Source organism: Anthropogastromicrobium sp., from assembly GCF_037349415.1.
Classification (GTDB): Bacteria; Bacillota; Clostridia; order Lachnospirales; family Lachnospiraceae; genus Anthropogastromicrobium; species Anthropogastromicrobium aceti.
On the sequence record NZ_JAXWCK010000012.1, the window covers coordinates 86,267 to 103,193 of the forward strand.

Here is a 16,927-nt window from a genome sequence, read left to right on the forward strand (position 1 = left end):
GATACGGTCTTTTTAGCTTTTAAGAAACAATCTTTGGACGGAACAGACTGATTACCTTTCCTATGATCTCAACATTATCAACGATAATAGGTTCCATAGAGCTGTTTTGAGGTTGTAAACGATAATGACCATCTTCTTTATAAAAAGTTTTAACAGTAGCAGAATCATCTACAAGTGCAACGACAATTTCACCATTTTGTGCGGTACTTTGCTTAGCGACAACAAGCTTATCACCATCAAAAATACCTGCTTCAACCATGCTGTCACCCTTAACAGTCAGTACAAAAACCTCCTTTCCCTGTGGAATCATATATGCCGGGAATGGTAAATAGGCATCGATATTTTCAATGGCAAGAATCGGCTGTCCGGCAGCGACTTTTCCAACCTCAGGAATATAGACAGTCTCTGTGCGAACAAGATTAAAGCCATCATCAACAATTTCAATTGCTCTAGGTTTTGTTGGATCCTTGCGGATGTAACCATTTCTCTCAAGTGATTCAAGATGTCCATGAACGGAAGATGTAGATTTTAATCCGACAGCATCACAGATTTCACGTACAGACGGCGGATAACCTTTCTGCAGAACCTGTTGTTTTAAATATTCTAGTACTTCACGTTGCTTATTTGTGATTTTTCCATATGTCATAAATAAGTCCTCCTTTTTCAAGCTAAGCTATTAGTTATATATTGATAAGCATTGATTTATACTTGAAAGTAGTATAGCACAAATCAGAAGAAAATGCAAACAAAAGTTTGCGAAAATGTGTTCACATAGATTTCAATAGGATAATTTTATCACAAAAAGAGAGGGGCATAAAGAAATTTACCGTTGCCGCGCTTTTTGTTTTGTGGTAAACTATACACTTGTGAAAGATTGACGTATAAAAATGACAATCTACGACAATGCAAGTCTTAATAAAGGAGAAAATTAAAGATTATGCTTAAAAAAATAGCAAAACGGGTAATATTACTTTTATGTACAATCACCGTTGTCGGAGTTTTATCTGGCTGCACTGAAACAATTCTTTCCCAAAACGGTCCAACTGCCATTTTTGTTGCAGGAAAACTAGATTCTGATAGTACATTTTCCAAATCTGTGAATTGGCTGGAGAATACATTTTCCAAGTTTGAAAATCTTGCAAAACATGGAGCAGAAGAGAAGTCACAAACGCTTGTAATTCCGGATCAGTATCAAGTACTCTTAATTGGCAGTGATAGACGTGATGGTTCCTGGAATGGAAATTCTGACGTAATGATTTTAGCTTCATTAAATCGAAACAAGAAGACAATTTCTTTTATTTCTTTCATGCGAGATACTGGTGTAAATGTTCCAAATGTTGGATATGGAAAACTTAATTGTTCTTTTGCCAAAGGTGGAGCAAAGCTGTTACAAAGCACACTTGAATCAAATTTTCAAATCTCGATTGATAATTACATCGCAACTGATTTTGTCAGCATGGCCGATATAATTGATTTATTCGGGGGCGTTGATCTTGATATAACAGATGCAGAGATTCCAGTAATCAATGGTTATATCAATGAAATGGCAACATTGAGAGGATTTGATCCGTCAGAATATCAGCTTTCAGCGGCTGGAACATTACATTTAAATGGTTTGCAGGCAGTTGGATATATGCGTGATCGTTATGTAGGAAGCAACGATTTTCAGAGAACCGAACGCCAAAGAATTGTTCTGCAAAAACTTCTTGAAAAGCTTAAAACCATGAATGCATTAGAAATATTGAAATTAGGTTCATCAATGACAAGCTTGTCAATTCAGCATAATTTTACAGCTGAGCAAATCGCTGGATTGGCCGCGCTTGCTTTGGAGTGCAGAAATTATACAGTGGTAATGGATCGTATTCCTTATGACGGATTATATACTTCAAATGGAGAAAATCTGGATCCTGTATGGCCAGAAACCATTGAAAAACTGCATGCAACAATTTATTAAAGCAACGAGTAAAATGATGGTAACAAGTGTTTTTCAGGCCATCATTTTACTTCTAGACATATTTATTCGTTAAACTAGGGTTTCGCGAATAAATTGATATATCTCTTATTTCACATCTAAATCAAAAAAATACATTTGATTGGTTGATCTATGGACAACTTTTTGGTATAGTTAAAAATACTCGAAGGTCATGGAGTTGACAAGCTTCCTCTGTTGTTATTACTTCGGAGCGAAGCTATGTTAAGATACCACGTCCATAGGAGCTACGCACTGTATGGGTGTGGAGATTTCATGAAAGGTAAGACATATAGTTATGAAATTACAAAAATTATACCGCTATGTACGTCAGGCAACAGATGAATATAATTTAATTGAAGATGGAGATAAAATTGCAGTGGCAGTCTCTGGTGGAAAAGATAGTCTGGCATTATTATATGCGCTAGCAGGTCTCAAACGCTTCTATCCAGCTTCTTTTACCATTTGTGCAATTACTATTGATATTGGCTTTGGAATGGATTTTACGCCTGTCCAGAGGCTTTGTGATGAACTTGACGTTCCATTTTTTATTTGTCATACGCAAATAAAAGATATTGTATTTCATCCTGAAAATCCAAATGGATCTTGCTCTTTTTGTGCAAATCTTCGTCGTGGTGCACTGATTTCAAAAGCATTAGAACTTGGCTGTACCAAGCTGGCTCTTGGTCACCATAAAGAAGATATTATATATACAATGATGATGTCTATGCTGTTTGAGGGGCGTTTTTATGCCGTATCACCATATACTGCATATGATGATAGTCAAATTGCTGTAATTCGTCCACTTATTTATGTAAGCGAGGGTGAAATTAAAAACTTTGCACAGCAGTATCAGCTTCCCGTTATTAAAAACCTTTGTCCGCGCGATGGTCATTCTGCAAGAAGTGATATGGAGCCACTTATGAAACAATTAACATCCATCTATCCAGATGCCAAGGATCGCTTTTTTCATGCTATTGAAAATGGCAATATTGGTGACTGGACAGCTGCACGCACACATATGGACGTAAAACAGCTGATCAAAAACAGCAAAATGCAGGAAAAAACAATAAATTCTTCAAAGACAGATCAGACAGGAGGTGAATTGTAAATGGGAGTTAATTCATACAGTGAGCAGATTGATATTGATAATACATACCGCCTGCGAATGCTAATCAGTACTCTTCCGCCCTATGCAAAAGATTATTTTCGTGGTATCCAGCCTCATACAGAATCGCGCACCCGAATTGCTTATGCATATGATTTAAATGTGTTTTTTTCATATTTGCATGAAAATAATCCTATTTTTGCTCAAAAGGAAATTCGTGATATTACATTAGATGATTTGGAGAAGCTTCGTCCCACTGATATTGAGGAATATCTTGAGTATCTGCAGGCATATACGGATCCTAAAAGTGAAGGAAGCAATAATACAAAAACAAATCATGAGTTAGGATTAAAACGAAAGCTTGCTTCTCTTCGCTCTTTCTATCGATATTTTATTCAGCATGAAGATATTATGTATAACCCTGTTGATCTTGTAACTATGCCAAAGGTACATGATAAGGCAATTACGAGGCTAGATATCGATGAAGTGGCATTGCTGCTCGATCAGGCAGAAAGTGGGGATAAACTATCTGAGCGAGAACAACGTTTCCATGACAGGACAAAATTGCGTGATGTAGCGCTTCTTACATTAATGCTTGGAACAGGCATCCGCGTATCGGAATGCGTAGGACTAAATATTAATGATGTTGATTTTAAAAATGACGGTATTCGCATTCATAGAAAAGGCGGCAAGGAGGTTGTTGTTTATTTTGGAGATGAAGTTGAAAGTGCTCTTCTTTCATACATTGAAGAACGTAAAAAAACAGAGGCTGTAGCTGGTCATGAGGAAGCTTTGTTTTTATCACTTCAAAAAAAACGAATCAGTGTAAGAGCTGTTGAAAAGCTCGTAAAAAAATATGCTCAAACTGTTACGACAGTCAAACATATCACACCTCATAAGTTGCGCAGTACCTACGGAACAAATTTATATCGCGAAACTGGTGATATTTATTTGGTGGCAGATGTTCTTGGACATAACGATGTAAATACAACAAAAAAGCACTACGCTGCTCTTGAAGATGATAGACGACGCGGTGCAAGAAATGCGGTAAAGCTTAGAGATTAAAATCCGCACAAGTAGGGAAGAAAGGCAAATCCGCGAAAAAATTTTTCTTCTGAATCACGAAAAAAATCGGCAAGAATAATCATGCCGATTTTTTACTAACTATTCAAAATTATATTTGCAAAATCACATCTTCGATGCTGCTATTTTGCAATAACTCATCTTATAATATCATGATCCTGAAGCACTTTCTCAACTACCGTTCCATGAATGACATGAAGCAGAGGCTTCTTTAATGCATTCAACGGTCCTGGCAGCTGGATATCAAGCGGAGACTTGCCATCCATGAGCTTTACAGAACTGTCAAGCAGTTCACGAATATCATATACACTGCCCCATACCTCAGGAACACCTCTGTCTACACCAAGCAGTCCATAAACAGCTTCCATAGCAGTTCTTACAGAATATTCTGTAGTGAATACAGTGTCGCGAGGTGTGTCAGCAAACTGACCTAAGAATGCGAAGTTTACGCAGCCATCCGGAATAACATCCGGGCGGTCGCCCTTTGTACGCGGCATGAAGAATGCAGTGATATATGGCATCATAGTCGGTACGCAGACTGCACTGTTCTCAGCAAGCTCTGGAATCTGATCAGTCGGAACACCTAAATGATACAGCCACTCTTCTGTGATTTCTTTACCTGTACACTCTCTCATTGGCTTCTTAACAAAGTTGCCTGGCTTATCTGTAAACAGACCATATACCCATACGCAAACCTTGTCCTTATCCTGTGTCTTGAACTGTCCCTGACGGTTGATTGTCCAGCTTAACAGCCAATTAGAATCTACGCAGCTTACAATACCACCAGTTACAACGTTTCCTGTTTTCGGATCACGCTTGCAGATATCAGTGATATATGGAATAATCTTGTCATCCAGTGTAGTAACGGTAGCAGATTCCCAGTTTGTCTTTGTAATATCGGAACAGAATTTCTCCGGATGACCAAAGGACGGATCCTGCTTTGCGATATTCTTCCACAGATTCCAGCAGCCACTTGTGCGAACCTCTGCATCTCCATTCGGTGCATGATTCTGATCACCATAAATAGTACCTTCTGTACAGCTTCCGTTTGTGACGAATACAAGATCGTTTTCTGTCAAAACAATACCCTTCTCAACACCATGCTCCTTGCACTCAATTGCAGATGCAATCTTCTTTCCATCCTTAAATTCGAAAATAACATTTGTTACTTCAACGCCAAATCTAAACTCAACGCCAGCAGCCTCAAGATACTTCTGCATTGGAAGAATCAGAGATTCATACTGATTATACTTCGTAAATTTAAGTGCACTGAAATCCGGCAGACCAGAAATATGATGAATGAAACGCTGGAAGTAAAGCTTCATCTCAAGTGCACTGTGCCAGTTTTCAAATGCGAACATGGTACGCCAGTACAGCCAGAATGTAGAATTGAATACTTCATCGTCAAATACATCTTCGATTGTCTTATCATACAGATCTTCATCCTTTGTCATGAAAAGCTTCATAATTTCCATACAGCCCTTCTGACTTAAGTTGAACTTTCCATCGGTATGAGCATCTTTTCCACAGTCCTCTGTTGCACGGCACAGGGAATAATTAGGATCATGCTTGTTCAGCCAATAGAACTCATCCAGAACAGATGCATTTGGAACTTCAAGAGATGGAATACTGCGGAAAAGATCCCACAGACACTCAAAATGATTTTCCATCTCACGTCCGCCTCTCATGATATAGCCACGGGACGGATCAAAGATACCATCACATGCACCACCGGCAATATCCATAGCCTCCAAAATATGAATATGAGATCCAGGCATCTGACCATCACGTACTAAGAAGCAAGCTGCAGATAAAGCAGCAAGTCCGCTTCCTACGATATAGGCATGCTTTTCATCAACGCCTTCTGGTTTCTCAGGTCTTGCGAATGCTTCGTAATTACCATTTGTATAATAAATTCCCTTGCTGTTCTTATCATATTTGCCGCGCTCAGTGTTTCTATAATTGCTGTTCTGGGCAGCCTGCTGTTCAAGAACCTGCTTCTCGTTTTCCTTCTTCTTTAGTGCCAGATATGCTGCACCTACTCCTGCTGCAACTGCTACTGCTTTTCCTAATGTATTTTTCTTTTCTGACATCATCAGTACCACCTTTCATTGTTGTTTTCTCTTTATGGTCTTATCTTAACTCATAAAATTAAAAAGATACATATACAAAAAAAGAATAATGACAAAAAACTAATCAAACCCCCTATTTTGATAAAAAACTTCTGTGTTGACTTATTAACCTATCATTGCTTAGGCTGTTTTTTTACTATCAGCGAAGTTTTGAAGTGAATTTTTAATATTTCCGCTCATTGTGATACATATATCGTTTACAATCTCATGATAATTCTCCTTCATGCCCTTTTTGATCCAGTCAAGCATAACACCGACAAAGCTGTATTTATAAAAGTCTGCGATAAAGCTTTGCTCACTGGCAGTTATGTTCATGCCTTTAGAGCATTCCTTAATAACATTCATAATTAAATCACGCGTCAGCCTGAAAAGATAGTTTTCAATCTGCTCACGGCTCAGTGCATGATACACATTCATGATAAAAGGTTTGTTTTCCATAACAGCCTCGAAGATCTGCATCAATCCTTCCTGCCAGGTTTCATAGGTTTTCTTTCCCTGTAAGGCTCTTGAGGCGTCCTCGTAGCATGACCATTCAACGAGATCGTAGATATCTTTAAAATGGTAATAAAAAGCCATGCGTGTGATGCCGCAATCATTTGTCAGATCTGTAATGGTAATTTTGTCAACAGGCTTTTTTAATAACAAATTTTTCAAAGAAGCTTCCAGTGCAAGTTTAGTAGAGTTGTTTGGCATGAGTGTCACCTTATCCTTTCTGTTAAATTGTGGGGTTTATTGGATTTTATTTTAGCATACCATATAAAAAAAGGCTAATAATTTTTCAAAAAAGTACAGTTGACAGATAAATGACATTGTGATATCATATAAAAATAGTATGCAACTGTTAGTGACCGTGCAAATTTGTACCGGAATGCATTCCCGGGGTTGTACTGGTTTCGACGGGGGTTTTGAAGTTAGAGTAGCCATCCGTGGTCCGGATCCACGTTAAAAGTCGGATTTAAATATAAACGCTAACAACGAATTAGCATACGCTGCCTAATGGCAGCTGTCAGCCTTAAGTCACCTGCTGCTTAAGAATCTGGCATCGACTTTGCAGGGCACCTTACCGCCTAAGCTTTGCGGTGGTAAGAGATTTATGAAGCTACTGAATCTGGCAGCCTGTTGTTCGGCAGTCGGATGAGGGAATGAATGTAGAGCAACTGTGATGGGAGAAGCTTTAATGAATGGGCTTTCGGACAGGGGTTCGATTCCCCTCAGCTCCACTAAAAAAGATCCTTGGTTTTCCAAGGATCTCTTTTTTTTGCTTAATATAGATTTGATACCTTAAATTCTCGTTCAGCCTCTCTTCTTGTGTCCTTCTTTGCAATATCGGCACGCTTATCATAAAGCTTTTTACCCTTTGCAAGAGCAAACTCAACCTTTACAAGACTTCCCTTGAAATAAATCTGAAGCGGCACTAATGTATAGCCCTTCTGGTCGATTTTTCCAACAATCTTGTTAATCTCATATCGATGAACAAGAAGCTTTCTTGGACGAAGCGGATCTTTATTAAAGATATTGCCTTTTTCATACGGGCTGATATGCATGTTGTAGATAAAGACTTCACCCTTATGAATTTGGATAAAAGATTCCTTTAAACTGCATTTTCCCATACGAAGAGATTTTACCTCAGTACCTACCAGTGCAATTCCTGCTTCCCAAGTATCCTCGATAAAATAGTCGTGAAATGCTTTTTTATTATTTGCGATGAGTTTTCGACTTTCTTTTGCCATGTCTCGTTTCCCCCTTTGACCAATCTTCCTCTGGATAGTAGAGTAAAAATTCAATTTGTTTAGTCAGCGTGTCCGCATCAACTACGACAACAGATACACTCTGTCCGATGCTGAAGGTACGTCCTGTCATTTCACCAACCAGCTGATAATGCTCCTGATCATAGATATAATAATCATCATCTAAATTGGCAGCACGTACAAGTCCTTCTACTGTATTTGTAAGTTCTACATAGAAGCCGTATGCGGTAACGCCAGAAATTACACCCTCATAGATATCTCCAATATGACGGCGCATATATTGGGCTTTTTTAAGCTTATCTGTCTCACGCTCCGCTTCGTCTGCCCGCCGTTCAAGCTTGCTTGAGCTGTCACAGACGCTTGGAAGGATATGCTCATAATGCTCCTGACGTGATTTTGAAAGTGTTCCGTGCAGCTGCTCTTTGATAATGCGGTGTATCTGCAAATCAGGGTAACGGCGAATCGGTGAAGTAAAATGGCAATAATACTTCGCTGACAAGCCAAAATGACCAAGATTTTCTGGTGAATATTTTGCCTGTTTCATTGAACGCAGCAAAATGCGTGAGATTAGCCCCTCTGCCTCACTTCCCTCAATGCGGCTTAACAGCTTTTGCAGCTCTTTCGGATGAATGGTGTGGTTTGTAAGGTGAAGCGAATAGCCAAAATTATTGAGGAAGGTGGCAAATGTCCTAAGCTTCTCCTCATCTGGCGTCTCATGAATACGATAAACAAACGGAAGCTCCAGCCAGTAATACTCCTCTGCTATTGTCTCATTAGTCAGCAGCATAAAATCCTCAATCAGCCGTGTCGCTGCAGAATGTTCATATGCTTTAATCTCAATAGGACGACCTTTTTCATCGAGAATAATTTTTGATTCTGGAAAATCAAAGTCAATGGCTCCGCGTCCAGAGCGTTTCTTGCGAAGCAAATCAGAAAGCTGCTTCATTAACTTGAAATCATCAACAAAGTCTTTATATTCTTCAGGTGCCTCTGCACCATCGAGAATATCAGCTACCATAGTGTATGTCATGCGGCGGTCAACACAAATTACAGTTTCACAAATCTCATGATTGACAATGGTACCCTCTTCATCGATGTCCATAAGACATGACAAAGCCAAGCGATCTGTCCCGGCATTTAAAGAGCATATGCCATTTGAAAGCTTTCTTGGAAGCATCGGAATTACACGATCCGCCAAATACACGCTTGTGCCTCGATTTTTCGCTTCCTCATCAAGCAAGGAGCCTTCCTTTACGTAATGAGTAACATCAGCGATATGCACACCAAGATGATAAATACCATTTTCAAAAGTCAATGATATGGCATCATCTAAGTCTCTTGCATCCTCACCGTCAATTGTAACTGTATGGAAATCACGCATGTCGCGTCTGCCAATTTTTTCTGCTTCTGTAACCTCTTCTGGTATGGAATCAAGACTATCTAGCACCTCTTGTGGAAATTCCTCTGGAATACCATAGCTTCGCACAATACTTAACACATCAGTACCAGGTTCATTCTTTGCACCAAGAATTTCAGTGACTTCAACCTGTGGGTTTTTATGCTCATTTCCATAGTCAAGTATTGTAGCAACAACCTTGTCTCCATTTTGTGCATCCATATCCTTTCCTTTTTCAACAAAGAAATCACGAAGAATACGCTGATTATCAGGAAGGACAAAGCCAAAATTTTTGTTCTTCTGAAAAGTACCGACAACACTTGTAAGCGTGTGTTCTAAAATGCGTACAATACGTCCCTCTTCGCGTCTGCTTCCATTGGCATGGGAAATTACAGATACTAAGACAACATCGCCAGGAAGGGCGCCTAAGGTGTTATCAGGCGCAATAAAAATATCATTGTCTTTTTCTTCTACTGTAACAAAGCCAAAGCCTCTTGATGTGGAGCTAAAGGAACCCTTAAGCGTAAATAACTCTGGTTTACCATATTTTCCATGAGCAGAAATACCAATTTTCTCCTCATCAACAAGCTGATTCAAAGCAGTCTCAAGCTCATAACGGCGTGCTTTTGAGACATCTAACAGCACACACAATTCCCTAAATTTCATCGGGCGGTAATTTTTATCATACATTAACTCTAACAGCAGCTTCTTTTTATTGCCTTCATGATTTGAATCGTCATGATCCTGCTCTGAATTAAGAGAATCTTCATCAGCAGATGTATCGAACACTTCACTAGATTCGCTATACTGCTGTTTTTTTCGATAATATTTTTTCTTTTTTTCTTTATATAGCTTCACTTAAATTAAACTTCTTTCTTATATATTCTTATATGTTAGTGCTTTAGTCGTGTAAGGGGTGCTGATCTTATAAAAAGGCACAAAACGGCCGCCGCAATCTGCGACAGCCGCTTCTTTTGTTGATAAAGTAACTGTTCACAGGACGCCAATTCACAAAACCACACGTTTTGTGTGTCGCTGCTTCGCAGCTCTGTTTTGCTCATTAACAGACGTGTGAACTGTAACTTAAAAGTTCATGTTCAGAAGAATTGCTCCAACAAAGAAAATGATTGCTCCAATCAGAGTGAATCTTTCTAACTTTCCCTCCATGGAACGACCTTTATTCTTGCCCCAGTAGCTCTCAGCCATACCGCCAATTGCGCCCAGACCTGCGGATTTTCCCTCCTGCATCAGTACAGAAGCTGTAAATGCAATCGCAACAATGCAATAAATAACAGTAACGATAATCTTTAATGCTGACATGCCAAACCCCATTCCTTATTAAAATAATTGGTTATCACACGAGAATAACACTTAAGTCAGTGTATCACAAAGAAAACAAAAATGCAACTATTTTTTTCTGTCGACTTTTTCTATTGACTTATGCTTTTCTTTGCGGTTATAATAGATTGTGTATGTCAAAAATTGTATATGAAGCAAGAGGCAATTTCTGACTGCAAGACTAACATAAAAAGGCGGTCCTATAAATGGCAAATATTGATTATTCATTTGAAAACAGTATTCCTATTGGTCCTTTGAAGATTGCTGCACTTGACAGCTGCAAGGATTTTGCAAAGAAGGTCGATGACTATATCGTTTCCTTCCGTCAGCATGATGCAGAGGCACTTGCTCAGCGTCAGTCGATGCTGGATTTCCGTGGCTATGACAGTAAGTCCTATCTGCTTGATTTTTCCTGTCCACGTTTTGGCTCTGGTGAAGCAAAGTGTGTATTAAAAGAGTCTGTTCGCGGCTCTGATATTTTTGCAATGGTCGATGTAACAAATTATAGCTTAACTTATCAGCTGTGCGGTGAAGTAAATCACATGTCTCCTGATAATCATTATCAGGATCTGAAGCGTCTTATCGGCTCCTGCCGCGGTGCACGCCGTGTCAATGTCGTTATGCCGTTTTTGTATGAGGGCCGTCAGCATAAGCGTAACAGAAGAGAATCTCTTGACTGTGCACTGGCATTAGAGGAGCTTATCGACATGGGTGTAAGCAACATCATCACTTTTGATGCTCATGACCCACGTGTTCAGAATGCAATTCCGCTTCACGGATTTGACAATTTTACACCTCCGTACCAGTTTATCAAGGCGCTGTTAAAGAAAGAGCCAAATATGATAATCGACAAGGATCATTTAATGGCAATCAGCCCTGATGAAGGTGCAATGGGACGTGCTGTTTACTTTGCTAATAACCTTGGCATTGACATGGGTATGTTCTACAAGAGAAGAGACTATTCTACTGTTGTAAATGGAAAGAATCCGATTGTTGCACATGAATTTTTGGGTGCAAACATCAAGGGCAAAACTGTTATCATCATTGACGATATGATCTCTTCCGGAGAGAGTATGCTTGATACAGCAAAGGAACTGAAAGACCGCGGTGCAAAGAATGTTGTTGTATGTTGTACATTTGGTCTTTTCACAGACGGATTAGAGAAGTTTGATGATTTCAATTCTCAGGGTTACTTTGATTATGTTATCACAACTAACTTGAATTATCGTTCTCCAGAGCTGCTTAAGAGAAGCTGGTACATTGAAGCTGACATGAGTAAGTTTACTGCTGCTATCATCAATACACTTAATCATGATGTTCCGATTGGAAACAGCTTATCTCCAACAGAAAAGATTCAGACATTGTTAAAGAAGCACAAAGAACAATTTGAATGATACCAGGGTCAAAAACATGAGTAAGTAGCCATTTTTCAAAGAAAAATGAGCGGATTACGAATGTTTTTGAAGATTGCGAAAGTGCAAAGCACGTAGCAATCTGGTATCAAAAAGATCAAAATATATTAAAAAAAGCCTGGCAGAAAGATTACTCTTCCTGCCGGGCTTTTTATACTAGATCTAATTTTCATGAATGCTTCATATTCTCATTTTGAAGCATCTCCTTATACTGCGGAAGCTTCTCGGCTTCTTCTTGTGAGAGAGTTGGATACTGTGGATCAATTTTTTGCAGCACATCAAGAATAATTTCTGATACAAGATATCTGCTGTACCATTTCTGATCTGCCGGAATAACATACCATGGATTCTCCTTTGTGGCAGTTGCATTTACAGCACGCTCATAAGCATCATCGTATTGATCCCACAGAGCACGCTCTGCCATATCGCTTTGGGAAAATTTCCAGTTTTTCTCTGGAAGATCAATACGTTCAAGGAAACGCTGTTTTTGCTTTTCTTTAGAAACATTAAGCAGAATCTTTACGACGCGGTAGCTGTTGTCATACAGATATTCCTCAAAATGGCGAATCTGGCGATAACGATTCTCAATGATTGTATCTGGATTTAAACAACGTTCTGCCATATGGTAGCCTTTGTAAAGCTCATGAACCTTTACGACTAATACATCTTCGTAGTAAGAGCGATTAAAAATAGCTATCATTCCACGCTTAGGAAGATTTGTAACGCAGCGCCACAGATAATCATGCGCAAGCTCATCCTTAGAAGGCTGCTTGTAGCTGAAAACCTGTACACCCTGCGGATTTATACCGCCCATGACATGACGAATAGTACTGTCCTTTCCTGCAGCATCTCTAGCCTGCAGGATAATAATTAGTCCTTCTTTTGCATCTGCGTAAAGCTTATCCTGAAGTGCAAAAATTTTTTCCTGATTTTTTTCTGTTTTGGCAAGAATTTTTTCCTTGTCAACCTGATCTTTTTTGCTGTCTGTCGGCAGTTTTTTCAGTGAAAGTGCATTTGTTCCATCAAAACAATACTGATCTAATTTTCCCATAACAGCTCCTTTTGGCAATTGCCTTATTTACGATTATTTATTTTATTTCAATACAAAACAGTCTTGCCATAAATTCTTTTTCCATCGTAACGGTCAATACATTGCTTTCTTTGCTCCATGAAAACAAAACCTCTGAATATGATGGATAAAGACAGCTGACAGACACTTCTTTATTATTTAACTGTTCGAATGGAATTTCAATGACAGGTTTATTGCCATTTCTTCTCCACACAGCCAGATAAATTTTGTTTTCTGATTGCAGACCAAGACAGGTCCATTCATCATGAAACTGCGATAATCCAATTGGCCAGATCGGAACACTATTTTTGATATCTTTTCGAATAGTTTTGTAAATATCGAGTGCCTCCTTTACCAGATCACGGCGTTCTTGAGTAAGTTCAGCTAAATGACCACTTTGATGAATGCGAAGCAGCATGGCGTTAACCATATTAAAGACAACCTCTTCCCGATCTCCTTCACGAAGTGGATATGACCAAATCGCACTTTGCTCTGGTGTCAATGCAGATGGCGAATTTGCTGCAATAGTACAATAATAACGATAGTCATCCTGATCACTTGTAGACTGAATGCTGTATCGTGATAGCATAGCGTAATCCATACGAAGACCACCTGATGAACAGTTTTCAATTACAAGATCCGGATAGCGTTTAAATACTGCTTCCAGCCATTTTAGATAAGTTCTCTCGTGTGATAACATACCGTCTCCAGCACTATCGGCATGTAAGTCGGTGCCAATTCCCGGCTCAATGTTATAGTCCATTTTAATATAGCCAACGCCATAATCTTTAATCAGGCGATCTATCACACTATCTGCATAGGCACGAACTTCTGGATTTCTGTAGTCAAGCTGATATCGACTTCTATCATATACACGTTTTCCATGACGCATGAAAAACCAGTCATCAGGAACCTCCTGTGCCATATGACAATTAATACCCATAACTTCAAGCTCAAGCCATACGCCTGGAATCATTCCCTTACTGCGAATATAATCGGTAATTTCACGTACACCGTTCGGAAAGCGTTTTTTGCTCTCTCTCCAGTCACCAACCGCATCCCACCAATCACCATCTGCATACCAGCCGGCATCAATACAAAAATACTCGCATCCGGCCTCTGCTGCCGCATCTATTAGTGGAAACTCTTCTGCTGCCGTCGGATGCCCCCACAAACAATTCATATAGTCATTAAAGATAATTTTAAGAGATTCATTATCTGCATTTGGACGGCGGATAATACGGCGATATTTTGTCATTGTTCCAACTGCATCATCAAAGCCTTGATCAGTTAGGCTTACAGCAACAGGCACGCTTGTAAAAGTATCTCCTGGTTTTAGATTTTTAAACCAGTGAGAATAAATTTCATTCGGACCAGATGCTGCCAAATAAAGATGACCATTCTGATCTCCAATCTCCCAGTGCCAGGAACCATTATTTTCAATCTGCCAGAGCATACCCGTATGTGTCTGCGTGTTCTCAAGATATCCCATTGGAAGGTGTTCTTTAGCTGACCAGTTTCCAGTATTGCTTACTGTAAGAAGGTTTGAGGAGCGCTGATCACACGCTGGCTGAATACGTTCCATACCAAAGTCACAAAGATCATACGTTTTCCAATTGACTTCTTTTTGCCATCCGTTGTGCGGTATGCGAATTTGCAGCTTTTTATCAGCAGGAAGTGATCCTTCCTTGTCAATTCCCTCATAATTAAAAGATGAAATATAGTCTAACACCTGCGTCTGGCTGCCTGTGTTTTCAACTATGTTCCAGAATCGAATAATGGAAAGTCCGTCATAAAACTGCATGTAGCTTTTTACTATTACATCTGTTATTTCATCACGCAGAACAAACATCACGATACGGCCGTTTTGATTACGGCCGTCTTCCATAGATTCATAACGCATATGCCAGCCAGGTGCCGTTACAATATATTTGTTTCCATGGCGCTCATAGGGACGATCATAACCAGCCAGATTAATTTCAACAAATCTAAAACCATATGATGTAGATCGCGCAATAATATCTTTTTCATTAAATGGCTTTTTCCCAAAATGAAGAAATTTAAAACATTTATCATCAGCAATTTCAAATACGAGAAACAAGCCATTTTCAACAATTTCAATGCGTTCCATTTTTTCCTCCCTGCTGTTTTTTATCAGCTGATTGTTAACAAATCAGAACTCTCCTTTTGCTGCAGATTCGCGGACAGGCTCGCATGTCAGATCAACACCAAGGCGCTTAAGTGTCTTACTGTCTACATCGGAAAGCATAACAGAAGTATGCATCTGGCATCCAGACAGCTTTGGCATCTGCTCCATTGCAAGTTTTGCAATCGGGTCTGATGCAGCAGTTACAGAAAGTGCAACTAATACTTCATCGGTGTGAAGACGTGGATTCTTTGCACCAAGATAGCCTGTCTTTAATTTCTGAATTGGTTCAATAACTTCTGGAGAGATCAGATTTCTGTCGTGATCAATCTGTGCTAACTGCTTTAAAGCATTTAAAAGAAGTGCGGCAGAGGCACCAAGAAGATCACTTGTCTTAGAGGTAACGATTGTTCCATCTGGAAGCTCCATTGCAGCAGTAGGAACACCAAGCTTGTTTGCGCGGTCCATGGCAGCTACTGTTACCTTGCGGTCAGCTGGTGTGATTTTTGCCTGCTTCATCAAAAGCTCAATCTTGTACAGCTCATTCTCACCGCCATCCTCTTTTGCAATCTTATTCATGGCTGTGTAATAACGGCGAATAATTTCCATTCTGGATGCTTCACAGCATACCTCATCGTCGATAATACAATTTCCCGCCATGTTGACACCCATATCAGTTGGAGACTTGTAATAGTGATTTTCTCCATAAATGCGCTCGAAGATAGCATTTAAAACAGGGAAAATCTCAATATCACGGTTATAATTTACAGTTGTAACACCATATGCCTCTAAATGGAATGGGTCGATCATGTTAACATCATTCAGATCGGCTGTAGCAGCTTCATAAGCCAGATTTACAGGGTGCTTTAGAGGAATATTCCAGATCGGGAATGTCTCAAACTTAGCATAGCCGGCACGTACTCCGCGTAAATTTTCGTGGTAAAGCTGAGAAAGACATGTTGCCATCTTACCGCTTCCCGGTCCTGGTGCAGTGACAACAACTAGCGGTCTTGTTGTGCGGACATATTCGTTTTTACCAAAACCATCAGGGCTTACAATAAGAGAAACATTTGATGGATAGCCATCAATAAGGTAATGACGGTATACATCAATACCCTTCTTTTCAAGACGTTTCTGGAACTGAACAGCACCTGACTGGCCTGCGAACTGTGTTATCACAACACTTCCAACATACAGACCCTTTTTTTCATATTCTGATATAAGGCGAAGTACATCAACATCATAAGTAATTCCAAGATCACCACGCTTTTTGTTTTTTTCAATATCTGTCGCTGAAATTACAATAACGATCTCAGCCATATCAGACAGCTGCATTAACATCTGAAGCTTACTATCTGGCGCAAATCCCGGAAGAACTCTTGAAGCGTGATAGTCATCAAACAGCTTTCCGCCAAATTCCAGATACAGCTTATCGCCAAACTGGTCAATTCTCTCCTTGATATGTTCTGACTGAATTTTGAGATACTTTTCATTATCAAATCCTATTTTCATTTGTTTTCCTCTAT

Annotated in this window: 13 protein-coding genes and 1 other RNA gene; 5 read left to right on the forward strand and 9 right to left on the reverse strand. The window is 39.5% G+C overall.

Annotation, left to right across the window (positions count from 1 at the left end; genetic code table 11):
- Positions 1 to 19: 19 nt before the first annotated feature.
- Complete coding sequence (gene lexA, locus WJP93_RS01205; protein ID WP_337546396.1) at positions 20 to 646, reverse strand: transcriptional repressor LexA; 627 nt, start codon at positions 644 to 646, stop codon at positions 20 to 22.
- A gap of 291 nt (positions 647 to 937) precedes the next feature.
- On the opposite strand from lexA, the gene WJP93_RS01210 reads away from it, so the two are divergent.
- The 3 genes from WJP93_RS01210 to WJP93_RS01220 all read left to right on the forward strand — a co-directional run bounded on the left by WJP93_RS01210 (position 938) and on the right by WJP93_RS01220 (position 4,142).
- Positions 938 to 1,954 (forward strand): LCP family protein, encoded by a 1,017-nt coding sequence (locus WJP93_RS01210; protein ID WP_337546397.1) that lies wholly within the window; start codon positions 938 to 940, stop codon positions 1,952 to 1,954.
- Positions 1,955 to 2,267: 313 nt separating this feature from the next.
- Complete coding sequence (locus tag WJP93_RS01215) at positions 2,268 to 3,080, forward strand: ATP-binding protein (protein WP_337546399.1); 813 nt, start codon at positions 2,268 to 2,270, stop codon at positions 3,078 to 3,080.
- Positions 3,081 to 4,142 (forward strand): tyrosine-type recombinase/integrase, encoded by a 1,062-nt coding sequence (locus WJP93_RS01220; RefSeq protein ID WP_337546400.1) that lies wholly within the window; start codon positions 3,081 to 3,083, stop codon positions 4,140 to 4,142.
- A 155-nt stretch (positions 4,143 to 4,297) separates the two neighbouring features.
- Here the strand turns inward: WJP93_RS01220 and WJP93_RS01225 are convergent, their stop codons facing one another.
- Positions 4,298 to 6,253 (reverse strand): oleate hydratase, encoded by a 1,956-nt coding sequence (locus tag WJP93_RS01225; protein ID WP_262535873.1) that lies wholly within the window; start codon positions 6,251 to 6,253, stop codon positions 4,298 to 4,300.
- A gap of 159 nt (positions 6,254 to 6,412) precedes the next feature.
- Positions 6,413 to 6,985: a TetR-like C-terminal domain-containing protein gene (locus WJP93_RS01230; RefSeq protein ID WP_337546401.1), complete on the reverse strand. Its 573-nt coding sequence runs from the start codon at positions 6,983 to 6,985 to the stop codon at positions 6,413 to 6,415.
- A 185-nt stretch (positions 6,986 to 7,170) separates the two neighbouring features.
- Between WJP93_RS01230 and ssrA the strand changes: the two genes are divergently transcribed.
- Positions 7,171 to 7,515, forward strand: a transfer-messenger RNA (tmRNA) gene (ssrA, locus tag WJP93_RS01235).
- Between the two features lie 39 nt (positions 7,516 to 7,554).
- Here ssrA and smpB read toward each other — a convergent pair.
- The 3 genes from smpB to secG all read right to left on the reverse strand — a co-directional run bounded on the left by smpB (position 7,555) and on the right by secG (position 10,756).
- The gene (smpB, locus tag WJP93_RS01240) at positions 7,555 to 8,022 is read right to left on the reverse strand and encodes an SsrA-binding protein SmpB (protein WP_066561839.1); all 468 of its coding nucleotides are present in this window, start codon (positions 8,020 to 8,022) and stop codon (positions 7,555 to 7,557) included.
- Complete coding sequence (rnr, locus tag WJP93_RS01245) at positions 7,988 to 10,141, reverse strand: ribonuclease R (RefSeq protein ID WP_337546518.1); 2,154 nt, start codon at positions 10,139 to 10,141, stop codon at positions 7,988 to 7,990. The genes smpB and rnr overlap by 35 nt, the downstream gene beginning before the upstream one ends.
- 378 nt (positions 10,142 to 10,519) lie before the next feature.
- Positions 10,520 to 10,756, reverse strand: a complete 237-nt coding sequence (secG, locus tag WJP93_RS01250; RefSeq protein ID WP_118612813.1) for a preprotein translocase subunit SecG — start codon at positions 10,754 to 10,756, stop codon at positions 10,520 to 10,522.
- 224 nt (positions 10,757 to 10,980) lie between these two features.
- Between secG and WJP93_RS01255 the strand changes: the two genes are divergently transcribed.
- Positions 10,981 to 12,168 carry a ribose-phosphate pyrophosphokinase gene (locus WJP93_RS01255; RefSeq protein WP_227100476.1) on the forward strand — a complete coding sequence of 396 codons (1,188 nt, stop codon included), beginning with the start codon at positions 10,981 to 10,983 and terminating at the stop codon, positions 12,166 to 12,168.
- Positions 12,169 to 12,355: 187 nt separating this feature from the next.
- On the opposite strand, the gene WJP93_RS01260 is transcribed toward WJP93_RS01255, so the two are convergent.
- Genes WJP93_RS01260 through WJP93_RS01270 form a run of 3 tightly spaced genes read right to left on the reverse strand, consistent with a single transcriptional unit; the run spans position 12,356 to position 16,913 of the window.
- A complete protein-coding gene (locus tag WJP93_RS01260; RefSeq protein WP_337546405.1) occupies positions 12,356 to 13,237 on the reverse strand; it encodes a PPK2 family polyphosphate kinase in 882 nt (293 codons plus the stop codon).
- Positions 13,238 to 13,274: 37 nt separating this feature from the next.
- Positions 13,275 to 15,386, reverse strand: coding sequence for a glycoside hydrolase family 36 protein (locus WJP93_RS01265; RefSeq protein WP_337546407.1), 2,112 nt, complete (start codon positions 15,384 to 15,386; stop codon positions 13,275 to 13,277).
- Between the two features lie 42 nt (positions 15,387 to 15,428).
- Positions 15,429 to 16,913: a DUF1846 domain-containing protein gene (locus WJP93_RS01270; RefSeq protein ID WP_337546409.1), complete on the reverse strand. Its 1,485-nt coding sequence runs from the start codon at positions 16,911 to 16,913 to the stop codon at positions 15,429 to 15,431.
- Positions 16,914 to 16,927: the final 14 nt, after the last annotated feature.